Origin of the sequence: Frateuria sp., assembly GCF_035944355.1 — a bacterium.
Lineage (GTDB): Bacteria > Pseudomonadota > Gammaproteobacteria > Xanthomonadales > Rhodanobacteraceae > Frateuria_A.
Window position 1 is genome coordinate 1 of sequence record NZ_DASZBH010000013.1, and the last position, 11,263, is coordinate 11,263.

Sequence of the window (11,263 nt, forward strand, 5' to 3'; positions counted from 1 at the left end):
TGAAGCCGCTTACTGGTGGATGCTCGACTACAACGAGCAACGCCCCCACGAATCGCTCGGTGATCTGACACCCGCCGAGTACCGCCAACAAGCCGCCAGTCGTTCTACTTTTGAAGTGTCTGCTTGACGGGGGAGCTTACGGCAACACTCGATCACGCTGCTCGGCAAGCCGAAAAGCGACTGAACGTGAGCCCCAAGAAGGACAGCCAAGTACGACACCGGCAACGTCAGAAACCCCAAGTAACCACAGTGGCCCACCGTCTGCGCTCGTCGAAGAGAGCAACCAGATAGCAACGCCTAAGAAGACGGCCGAGAACACACAACCAGTTGGGGACCAATCGATGCTTCGGCCCCGCGATGCGTCGCAGCATGCGCTTCCGTATGGAGTGCATTACCGTAACGCGCCAAATAACGAGGCCAATCCCGGCCACAGGAGCGTCGACCATGCCCCGTACCCGCCCTCTTGCCGGCGCCATCCTGGCCGGCTTGCTGTTCAGCACCGCTGCTGCCGCCACCGACTTCAGCAAGGTCGTGGTGTTCGGCGACAGCCTGAGCGATGCCGGCAACCTGTCGCTTTCGCAGGGCTCGCCGGTCGCCCTGCGATTCACCACCAACCCGGGCACCACCGCCGCCGAGAACGTGGCTGCCGGCCTGGGCTTCACGCTGACGCCGTCGTTGACCGGCGGCACCGACTTCGCCTTCGGCGGTGCCGGCGTGGTGCAGGGCGTGGCGCCGGTGCCGACGCTGCCGCAACAGATGGCGATGTACCTCGGCGCCAACGGCGGCAAGGCCGACGCCAACGCGCTGTACCAGGTGTGGGGCGGCGCCAACGACATCTTCTACCTGACCGGCACCAGCACCAACGCGAACGTGCTGGCCGCCGGCACCGCCACCGCGGCGCAGGCCGAAGTGGGCATGCTTGGCCAGCTGCAGGCGGCCGGCGCGCGCTACGTGGTGGTCTACAACCTGCCGGACCTCGGCAAGACGCCGGCCAGTGCGGCCGGTGGCCCTGCGGCCCAGGCTGGCGGCACCCAGCTTGCGCTGGTCTACAACGGCATCCTCAGCACCGGCATCTCGCAGCTGAGCGCCAACGGGCTCAACGTGATTCCGGTGGACACCTTCAGGCTGATCAACGAGGTCATCGCCAATCCGTCCGCTTACGGTTTCACGAACGTGACCACGCCGGCCTGCAACGGCAGCTCGGTGCAGTGCGGTCCGGTCGGCTCGGGCCTGCCCTTCTCGTACGCCCCGGGAACCGACCAGACCTACCTGTTCGCCGATGACGTGCATCCGACCACCGCCGCCCACGCGATGCTGGCCCAGTACGTGCTCGCCGAGCTGGCCGCGCCGGGCCAGATGTCGCTGCTGGCCGAGGCGCCGCTGGCCGCCACTGCCACGCAGTACCGCGCGATCCGCAACGAGATGCTGGCCGACGGCCAGGGCAGCGACACGCGCTTCTTCGCCAGCGCCGACTACGGCCGGCAGCGCTTCGACGCGACCGACGCTTCGCCCAAGACCAACAGCAACAACGTCAACCTGACCCTTGGCGCCGACGTGCGCGCCGGCGAGCACGTCTCCGCGGGCGTGGCGCTGAGCCTGGGCCAGAGCAACGCCGACTTTGCCGGCGGCACGGGCGGCTACAAGATGCACGACATTTCCGGCCTCGGTTACGCGCTTTACCACAGCGGCGGCGGCTACCTCGGCGGCTACGCGGGCTTCGGCCAGTCCAATTTCACCGACGTCAACCGGCGCATCCGGCTGGGCGGCGGCATGCGCAGCGAAGGCGGCAAGGCGGACGGCACGCACCTGGGAGGCGGCCTCGAAGGCGGCTGGTGGCTCCAGGCCGGCGGACTGCAGACCGGTCCGTTCGCTCACCTGGAGTGGCAGACGGTGAAGGTGGATGGCTATGCCGAATCCGGCAGCAGCAGCACGGCGATGTGGTTCGGCCGGCAGCAGCGCGATGCCCTGGTCGGTTCGCTGGGCTGGCGCCTGCAGGGCCATTGGCAGGCCGGCGGCATGATGCTGATGCCCTACGCGGAAGTGGCATGGAACCACGACGCCAAGGCCGACCCGCGCGAAGTCCAGGCTGGCCTGGTGGGCATGCCCGGCAGCTTCTCGCTGTCCGGCTACGTGCCGGACAAGACCTGGGCCAGCGCGGACCTGGGCCTGTCCGCCCAGTTCGGTTCCAACGTAACCGGATGGTTCGGCTACCACGGCCGTTTCCGCGACCGCACGCAGAGGGACAACAGCATCAATCTGGGCGTGAAGGTCGGCTTCTGAAGCCGGCCGTACCGACGCAAAAAAAGCCGCCCTCGGGCGGCTTTTTTCGTTACGGCGGGCGTCGGCTCCGCGGAACGGCGGGCTTACTTGCCCTTGCCGCCCGTCGCCATGGAGAGGATGTCCTCGGCCTGCTTCTTCAGGTTCGCCGCCTCGTCGTCCGCCAGTGCGCTGGTCTTGCCGTCGGCGACGACCTGCTTGAGCACGAGGTTGCCGTCCTTGTCCCAGCCGGCACGCTCGGTCGAGCTGGGCTTGGCATCCTGGTTGGCCTTCTTCTGCTGCACGACCACCCACGGCTGGCCGTCCTTGTAGGCAAAATCGGTGCTGGTGAAGCCCTTGTCGCCATAGTCGGCGCGGGCCCGGATGAACTGCACTGCGCCGTTGGCGCGGAACACCTGCCAGGCGCGCGAGACGTCCTTCTCCAGCTTGGTGCCATTGCTGATCTTCATGCCGCCGATCTGCTTCTGCACAGCCTGGAACTCGGCCATCTCCTTCTCGGCCGGGGTCTGCTCCGGCACCAGTTCGATCGACACCTGGCTGGGTGCGCCCTTGGTCAGCACCGGCGCCTGCAGCGCCATCTTGTAGTTGCGCTCACCATCGGTAAGCTGTGCCTGGATCACGTACAGGTCGGCGGGGTTCACGTCCGCCGGATTGAAGTTGAGCTCGAAGGACGCCGGAAGCTGCACCGGCGCGATGGTCTTGCTGGCCAGCGGCGCGGCGCCCGCCTGGTCGGTGGAGGAAACGTCGACCAGATTGACCACCAGCTTGGCCTCTGGAGAAAGCGTATTGTCGCCGCGCACGTTGATGGTGCCGGTCACCGTGTTGGCCTTGGCTGCCGCGGCCGCGTTCGGAGCACTCTGCTCGGGCGCGTTGGAACCGTTGCAGCCAGCCAGGGCCAGCGCAGCTACCGACATCAGCGACCAGACCATCCTGCGCATCGGGAAAACCTCTATCAAAATGATTGCTCGGGGAATGCACGGAAACCGACGCCTGGCGCCCTGTTTTCCGCGGGGGAAGTTCCAAGCATAGCGGAAAATTCAGCGCACGGGCAAAAGTCAAGCCAGACCGAAGCCGTGCAACACGACCGTGCCACTTTCGTTCACACAGGGTAAACACCGGCAGTCGCAACGCTTTTCCATACGCCATCGAAAGCCCGCGGTAAGCACCGACGCGCTAGGATTGACGAGCGAGCCGCATCGGCGGCGATTGGCGTTGTTTCTGCTGTCTGGACCAAGACTATGAACTTCGCACCCCTCTCTCCCGTCCCGGAAACCGGCAGCTCCTTTGCCGACCGCATCAAGTTCCTCATCCAACGCGTGGGCAGTGCCACGGAGATCGCAAGAATGTGCGGTTTTTCCGAGGGAGTGGTGCGTAGTTGGCGCGACGGCAACACCGATCCTTCGCGCGCCCGCTGCGTGACGCTGGCGCGCACTCTGGGCATTTCGCTGGTATGGCTGGTGGCAGGCGAGGGTGCAATCGTCGCGGACGTGGACCAGCCCGCGGGCGACGAGCAGTTCACCACCGAGACCACGCACCACCGCCTGCGGTTGCGCCCGCATGGGATGTCAGCCGAAGTGTTGGACAGCCACGGCAACGGCATGGACACCCAGCGGCTGCATGCGGCGATGCGCATCCTGCAGTCGGAGCTGGACCTGGCCGGCAATCCGTTCACGCTGGCCGAAAACACCGACCTGCTGGCCAGCCTCTACGAGGCACTGGGCCCCGGCGGCACGCGCGTGGACACCGACGCGATGCTGGTGTTCAACCGCAAGCTGGCCGAACGCATCCATCGCGCCCGGGTCAGCGCCTGAGGCTACAGCCGCGCGATATCGGCCACTGCGCTGAACTGCGCCTGCAGGCGGGCGAGCAGGGCCAGCCGGTTGGCGCGCACGCGCGGATCCTCGGCGTTGACCAGCACCTTGTCGAAGAAGGCGTCCACTGGCGCCTGCAGCTGGGCCAGGCGGGCCAGCACGGCGGTGTAGTCGCCGTCGGCGCGCGACGCGGCGGTGTCTGCCACGGCGGCGTCCAGCGCAGCGGCCAGGTCATGCTCGGCTGAGAGCTCGAAGCACGCCGGATCGACCTCGCCGCGCGGGGCTGCGCCAGTTTCCTCCTGGGCCTTGCGCAGGATGTTGGCCACCCGTTTGTTGGCCGCCGCCAGGCTGATCGCCTCCGGCCGACGGCCAAACTCCATCACCGCACGCAGGCGGCGGTCGAAATCCGGCAGCGTGGCGGGGCTGGTGGCCAATACCGCCTCGAACTGCTCGCTGGTGAAGCCCATTTCAGCGTAGTAGCCGCGCAGGCGGTCGAACACGAAATCGGTCAGTTCGGCTACTAACGCCGTGCGCCGCGCACCGGCATCCAGCGCCGGTGGCTTGCCGTCCTTGCCCGGCTTCAGGCCCGCGACGAGCGCGGCCTCGGGCAGCAGCTCCAGCGCCTCGGCAAAGCTGGCGCGCAGGTCGAGTTCCAGGCCGGCTTCGACCAGCGTACGGGCCAGGCCCAGCGCGGCACGACGCAATGCAAACGGGTCCTTGGTGCCGCTGGGCTTGAGTCCCACGGCGAAGATGCCCGCCAGGGTGTCGAGCCGCTCGGCCACGGCAAGCACCTGGCCGACCGGATCGCCGGCGATGGCGTCACCGGCGAAGCGTGGCCGGTAATAGCTGTCCAGCGCGGTGGCCACCACCTCGCCTTCGCCCTGACGCTGCGCGTAGTGGCGGCCCATCACGCCCTGCAGTTCGGGGAACTCGCCCACCATGCGGGTCAGCAGGTCGCATTTGCTCAGCGCGGCCGCACGCGTGGCCGCACCGGCGTCGACGCCGACGCGGGCCGCGATCACGCGGGCCAGTTCAGCCACGCGCACGCTCTTGTCCCACAGGCTGCCCAGCGCCTGCTGATAGGTCACGTTGTTCAGCAGTTCCTGGTAGCTGGCCAGCGGCGTCTTCAGGTCCTCGTCCCAGAAGAACTTGGCGTCGGCAAAACGCGGCCGGATGACTCGTTCGTAGCCCTTGCGGATCTCCACCGGGTCCTTCGATTCGATATTGGCGATGCCCACGAAGTGCTCGGTGAGCCGACCCTCCACGTCGAACACCGGCACGAACTTCTGGTTGGTCTCCATGGTGGTGACCAGCGCCTCGGGCGGCACCGCGAGAAAATCGCGCTCGAATGCGCAGGCGATCGCCGTCGGCCATTCGGTAAGGTTGGCGATCTCGTCGAGCAGCGCCCCCTCCAGCCGTGGCACGCCGCCGGTCTGCGTCGCCACGCGCGCCACCTCGGCGCGAACGCGCTCGCGCCGTTCGAGCGGATCGACCAGCACCTTGGCCGCGCGCAGCGCATCGAGCCAGCCATCGGCGTCGGTGACATGCACCGGGTTCGGGTGCATGAAGCGGTGGCCGCGCGACTTGCGGCCGCTCTTCAGGCCCAGCACCTCGCCGTCGATGATGTCCGCACCATGCAGCATCACCAGCCAGTGCACCGGGCGCACGAAGGCGTAATCGTGATCGGCCCAGCGCATCGGGCGCGGGACCGGCAGGCCCTTGAGCGCCTCCTCGACGATCTCCGGCAGCAGCGCAGCCAGGCTCTGGCCGGGCTTGACCGCGCGAAAGACGAACCAGGCGCCCTTGTCGGTTTCCTGCTTCTCCAGCTGCGCAACCTCTACCCCGCAGGACTGCGCGAAACCGAGCAGCGCCTTGGACGGCTGCCCTTGCGCATCCAGCGCAGCGCCCACCGCCGGGCCGCGGCGCTCGACCTGCTGGTCGGGCTGGGTGGCCACCACGGCCGGCACCAGCACGGCCAGCCGGCGCGGTGTGCAGTACGCGCGAGCCTGGTCGAGCGCGGCCTCGATACCGCGCTTGCCCAGACCCTGCACGATCCCGTCCAGGAAGGCCTGCGAAAGTTCGTCCAGCGCCTTGGGCGGCAGCTCTTCGGTGCCCAGCTCGATCAGCAGCGACTTGGCGGCGCTCATGCGGCCTGCTCCTTGGAAACGTTCTTAAGGCCCGGAAAGCCGAGCTTCTCGCGCTGCGCCACGTACGCTTCCGCCACGGCGCGCGAGAGCGTGCGCACGCGCAGGATGTAGCGCTGGCGCTCGGTGACGCTGATCGCGCGGCGCGCATCGAGCAGGTTGAAGGTATGGCTGGCCTTCATCACCTGCTCGTAGGCCGGCAGCGGCAGGCCGGCACCGATCAGCTGGTTGGCGGTCGCCTCGCAGACGTCGAACCAGCGCAGCAGCTCCGGCACGTTGGCGTGCTGGAAGTTGTAGGTGCTCTGCTCGACCTCGTTCTGGTGGAACACGTCGCCGTAGGTGACCGTGCCGTGCGGGCCTTGCGTCCAGATCAAGTCGTAGACGTTGTCCACGTTCTGGAGGTACATCGCCAGGCGCTCGAGGCCGTAGGTGATCTCGCCGGTCACCGGCCGGCACTCCAATCCGCCGGCCTGCTGGAAGTAGGTGAACTGGGTGACCTCCATGCCGTTCAGCCACACTTCCCAGCCCAGGCCCCACGCGCCCAGCGTGGGCGACTCCCAGTTGTCCTCGACGAAGCGCAGGTCGTGCACCAGCGGGTCCAGTCCCAGTTCCTTCAGCGAGCCGATGTACAGCTCCAGGATGTTCTCCGGGTTGGGCTTCATCACCACCTGGTACTGGTAGTAGTGCTGCAGGCGGTTGGGGTTCTCGCCGTAGCGGCCGTCGGTGGGTCGGCGCGAGGGCTGCACGTAGGCGGCGGCCCAGGGCTCGGGACCCAGCGCACGCAGAAAGGTGGCCGGATGGAAGGTTCCCGCGCCGACCTCGGTATCCAGCGGCTGCAGCAGCACGCAACCCTGCGCGCCCCAGTAGCGGTTGAGGGTCTGGATCACGTCCTGGAAGGTGCGCGCTGGCATGGGCGATGGGCCTTGCAACAAAGCGCGTTAGTATAGCCAAAGCCCGCGCCCGCACTGGCCCGGCGCCGGATCGAACGCATCACGGGAGGCCGTGCGGATGGCCGCATCACCGCAAATCGCATCGCTGCTCGGTCGTCGCGGCAAGCTCGGTCTGGACGACGTGCTGGCCGCCCTGGTGGTCGACGGCTACGTTTCGGCCGAGGACGCCAAGAACGTGCGCATGGGCTCGCGTGCCGGCCGCAGCACGGTGGAACTGCATCCGCTGGTGCTGATCGCCAACGCCAAGCTGCCCAACCTGCGCGAACCCGGGCGCCCGCTGCGCCTGGAGGGCCTGACCGAATGGCTGGCCGGCCAGGCGGCGCTGCCCTACCTCAAGATCGACCCGATGAAGATCAACGTGGCGGCGGTGACCCAGGTGGTCAGCCATGCCTATGCCACGCGGCATCGCATCCTGCCGGTGGCGGCCACGTCCTCGGAGGTGACCTTTGCCACCAGCGAACCGTTCGACGCGGCCTGGGCCACCGACCTCTCGCACATGCTGCGCCGTGACGTGCGGCGGGTGGTGGCCAGCCCACTGGACATCAACCGCTATCTGGCCGAGTTCTACGGGGTGCAGCGCTCGATCCAGCTGGCGCAGGATGCCAAGGCCGCCGGCTACGACACGTCCTCGGCGATCCTCAACTTCGAGCAACTGGTGGAGCTGGGCAAGACCGGCGAGGTGGGCGCGGACGACCGCCACGTCGTGCACATCGTCGACTGGCTGCTGCAGTACGCCTTCGAGCAGCGCGCCTCTGACATCCACCTGGAGCCCCGCCGCGAGGCCGGACAGATGCGCTTTCGCATCGACGGCGTGATGCACAAGGTGTTCGAGCTGCCGCCCCCGGTGATGAGTGCGGTGACCGCGCGCATCAAGATCCTCTCGCGCATGGACGTGGCCGAGAAGCGCCGCCCGCAGGACGGCCGCATCAAGACGCGCTCCGCCGCCGGACGCGAAGTCGAGCTGCGCATCTCGACCATGCCCACTGCCTTCGGCGAGAAGGTGGTCATGCGCATCTTCGATCCGGACATCGTCGCCAAGGACTTCGGCCAGCTCGGCTTCTCGCCCGAGGAGGGCGCGCTCTGGCGCTCGATGGTCGAGCGTCCGCATGGCATCGTGCTGGTCACCGGCCCGACCGGCTCGGGCAAGACCACCACGCTGTATTCCACGCTCAAGCACTTGGCCCGCCCCGAGCTCAACGTCTGCACGGTGGAAGACCCGATCGAAATGGTCAGCGCCGAGCTCAACCAGATGCAGGTGCAACCCTCGATCGACCTGGACTTCGCCACCGGCGTCCGCACGCTGCTGCGCCAGGACCCGGACATCATCATGATCGGCGAGATCCGTGACCTGGAGACCGCGCAGATGGCGGTGCAGGCCTCGCTCACCGGCCACCTGGTGCTGTCCACCCTGCACACCAACGACGCACCCAGCGCGGTGACCCGCCTGCTCGACCTGGGCGTGCCGCACTACCTGATCCAATCGACGCTGACCGGCGTCGTCGCGCAGCGCCTGGTACGCACGCTGTGCCCGCACTGCAAGCGCGAAGCGCCGCAGGATCCGCACACCTGGACCGCGTTGACCCACGGCTGGTCGCTCGAGGTGCCTGAGCGGGTGTTCGAGCCGGTCGGCTGCCTGGAATGCCGCAACACCGGTTTCATGGGCCGCACGGGTGTCTACGAGATGCTCAAGCTCAGCCCGCGGCTGCGCGGCCTGGTCTCCGCGCAACTGGACCTGGACCGCCTCGGTGGCGCCGCGCTTGCCGAAGGCATGCAGCCGCTGCGCATCTCGGCCGCGGCACAGGTAGCCAAGGGCTTGACCACGGTGCAGGAAGTGCTCACCGTATTGCCGCCGATCGAACACGAAAGCCTGTCCTAGTCCGACAGCCAAAGACGCCCTCCCCACATGAAGCCCATCCTGATCATCCGCACCGGCCGCGCGCCGGACGCCATCCGTGCGCGCCACGGCGATTTCCCGCACTGGTTTCGCCTGTGCGCCGCCCTTTCGCCGGTGCGCCTGAAGATCGTCGACGTCGCCGCGGGAGAGGTTCTGCCGCCGCCTCGGGAGGTGGCCGGCGCATTGATCACCGGCTCGGCCGCGATGGTCACCGAACGTGCGGCCTGGAGCGAGCGGACCGCGGGGTGGATCCGCGATGCGATGGACGTGCAGCTGCCGCTGTTCGGCGTGTGCTACGGCCACCAACTGATGGCGCACGCACTGGGCGGCCGGGTCGATTACCTGCCAGGCGGGCGCGAGATCGGCACCCAGCCGATCGAGCTGACACCCGCAGCGGCCCACGACCCGCTTACCGCCCGGCTTCCCGCGAGCTTCCGTGCGCACACCACGCACGAGCAGAGCGTGCTGGAGCCGCCGGCCGGCGCGGCGGTGCTCGCCCGTTCCGAACGCGACCCGCACCATCTGCTGCGCTATGGGCCCCGCGCCGCCAGCGTGCAGTTCCATCCGGAATTCAACGCCGACGTCATGCGGGCCTATATCCACCGCAAACGCGATGTGATGCGCCGCGAGGGCAGCGATCCGCAGCAGGTGTATCGCCAGGTCGCGGCCACTCCCATCGCACGCGGGATCATGCGCGACTTCGGCCTGCGGCACGGCCTGAGCGCCTGAGCGCAGGCAGCAGGACGGGCGCTCAGCGCGGTCTGGGCGGCATCGGGAAGGGGGTGATCTTCTGCCCGTCAGCGGCGTCGCGGATGGCCAATGCCCCCTTGCGCTCGACCTCTTCGATGCGCACCACGGACTGCATCGGCAGGTGCAGCACGCGGGTGTCGGCGAATTCCTCGCGCAGACGCTCTTCGCTGGGATCGACGAGCAGGCCCGAGCCGGCGGGCTCGAACTCCAGCTCGCCGATTTCGGTGAAGCCCCACAAGGGACTCGAAGCCACGTGCCGTGCGTACAGCTCGTAGCACTTGCCCAGATGCAGGAACGTCACTTTGTAGAGTTTCCGGGTACGCATGAGGCGCAGTTTATCCGCGCAGGCGCCTGGCGATGGCCTCACGTGAGAACAGCGCAAACAGGATCCCGAACAGGAAGCCGGCGATGTGCGTCCACCAGACCACCGCGCCATAGCTCGGCCCGGCGTAGCTGAAGAGCAATTGCAGCAACACCCAGATGCCGATCAGCAGGAAAGCCGGCACGCGCACGAATTCCAGGAACAGGCCCAACGGGAGCACCAGTCCCAGCCGTGCCCGGGGAAACAGCGCCACGTAAGCGCCCAGCACGGCCGATACCGCGCCACTGCAGCCGATGATCGGCAAGCGCACGCCGGCCAGGGTAAGCGCGCCGACGAGGTTGGCCACGATACCGCCCACCACGAACAGCAGGAGGAACCTCGCCGATCCGAGCGTACGCTCCGCGGGCAGGCCGAAGATCACCAGGAACAGCAGGTTGCTGAGCAGGTGTATCCAGGCCACATGGATGAATAAGGCCGTGAACAGGCGCAGCAGCGCGGGGTCGGCGAACTGCCGCCAGAACGCCTCGTGGATGTCGAAGATGTCCGCTGGAATGGTGCCCCATTCGAGCAGAAACGAGATCCGCTGCCGCGAAGGCATCAGCGCCAGGGCAACGAAGCTGGCCACACAGACCAGCACCAACAGCAATGTCGCCCATTGCGCGGTCGAGCGCCGGCGGGTTTCCACGTGAACGAACAAGGCACTCCCCGAACGCTGCCTGCCTCTGTGCATCATAGGTGGTGTGCCCGGAGCGGGCCACGGTATCGATCCACATGGGAAGCTTCCGGTCGCGGATCACTGCATCCGGTTCTGGGCTAACGTGCCGGTGCTCTAGCAAAAAGCTCCGGAAGACACATGGCGACTGAGCGTTGAGGTAATGCTGCCCCCGGATGCCGGTAGTACGCACTCCATTGGCAGTGCCCCATTCCAAACGCCAACAAAGAAAAAACCCCCACCGGAATCGGTGAGGGTTTTCAGGATAAAGCCCCTGGCGGTGACCTACTCTTGCATGGACAAGCCACACTACCATCGGCGCAGCTGCGTTTCACTTCCGAGTTCGGGATGGGATCGGGTGGGACCACAGCGCTATGGCCGCCAGGGAAGGGGTAGAAGCGGC

Annotated in this window: 10 protein-coding genes and 1 rRNA gene; 5 read left to right on the forward strand and 6 right to left on the reverse strand. The window is 67.4% G+C overall.

Annotated elements, in window-relative coordinates; genetic code table 11:
• Together VGU03_RS10310 and VGU03_RS10315 are read left to right on the forward strand one after the other, a co-directional pair.
• Positions 1-127: integrase core domain-containing protein (locus tag VGU03_RS10310; RefSeq protein WP_327480310.1), on the forward strand; the 127-nt coding region annotated here is incomplete at its 5' end.
• A 317-nt stretch (positions 128-444) separates the two neighbouring features.
• Complete coding sequence (locus tag VGU03_RS10315; protein ID WP_327480301.1) at positions 445-2,280, forward strand: autotransporter domain-containing protein; 1,836 nt, start codon at positions 445-447, stop codon at positions 2,278-2,280.
• 83 nt (positions 2,281-2,363) lie between these two features.
• Here VGU03_RS10315 and VGU03_RS10320 read toward each other — a convergent pair whose 3' ends face one another.
• Positions 2,364-3,215, reverse strand: a complete 852-nt coding sequence (locus VGU03_RS10320) for a DUF1481 domain-containing protein (protein WP_327480302.1) — start codon at positions 3,213-3,215, stop codon at positions 2,364-2,366.
• 405 nt (positions 3,216-3,620) lie between these two features.
• On the opposite strand from VGU03_RS10320, the gene VGU03_RS10325 reads away from it, so the two are divergent.
• Complete coding sequence (locus VGU03_RS10325; protein WP_327480303.1) at positions 3,621-4,088, forward strand: transcriptional regulator; 468 nt, start codon at positions 3,621-3,623, stop codon at positions 4,086-4,088.
• Positions 4,089-4,090: 2 nt separating this feature from the next.
• Here the strand turns inward: VGU03_RS10325 and glyS are convergent, their stop codons facing one another.
• Positions 4,091-6,235 (reverse strand): glycine--tRNA ligase subunit beta, encoded by a 2,145-nt coding sequence (gene glyS, locus VGU03_RS10330; protein WP_327480304.1) that lies wholly within the window; start codon positions 6,233-6,235, stop codon positions 4,091-4,093.
• Entirely contained in the window at positions 6,232-7,143 is a 912-nt protein-coding gene (gene glyQ / locus VGU03_RS10335) for a glycine--tRNA ligase subunit alpha (protein ID WP_327480305.1), read from the reverse strand. The genes glyS and glyQ overlap by 4 nt, the downstream gene beginning before the upstream one ends.
• 97 nt (positions 7,144-7,240) lie before the next feature.
• On the opposite strand from glyQ, the gene VGU03_RS10340 reads away from it, so the two are divergent.
• Positions 7,241-9,058 (forward strand): GspE/PulE family protein, encoded by a 1,818-nt coding sequence (locus VGU03_RS10340; protein ID WP_327480306.1) that lies wholly within the window; start codon positions 7,241-7,243, stop codon positions 9,056-9,058.
• Positions 9,059-9,085: 27 nt separating this feature from the next.
• Complete coding sequence (locus VGU03_RS10345) at positions 9,086-9,805, forward strand: glutamine amidotransferase (RefSeq protein WP_327480307.1); 720 nt, start codon at positions 9,086-9,088, stop codon at positions 9,803-9,805.
• A 22-nt stretch (positions 9,806-9,827) separates the two neighbouring features.
• Here VGU03_RS10345 and VGU03_RS10350 read toward each other — a convergent pair whose 3' ends face one another.
• From VGU03_RS10350 to rrf, 3 genes are all read right to left on the reverse strand, one after another.
• Positions 9,828-10,151, reverse strand: coding sequence for a DUF1820 family protein (locus VGU03_RS10350; RefSeq protein WP_327480308.1), 324 nt, complete (start codon positions 10,149-10,151; stop codon positions 9,828-9,830).
• Between the two features lie 10 nt (positions 10,152-10,161).
• Positions 10,162-10,845: a rhomboid family intramembrane serine protease gene (locus tag VGU03_RS10355; protein WP_327480309.1), complete on the reverse strand. Its 684-nt coding sequence runs from the start codon at positions 10,843-10,845 to the stop codon at positions 10,162-10,164.
• A gap of 287 nt (positions 10,846-11,132) precedes the next feature.
• Positions 11,133-11,246: ribosomal RNA gene (rrf, locus tag VGU03_RS10360) — 5S ribosomal RNA — on the reverse strand.
• Between the last annotated feature and the right edge of the window lie 17 nt (positions 11,247-11,263).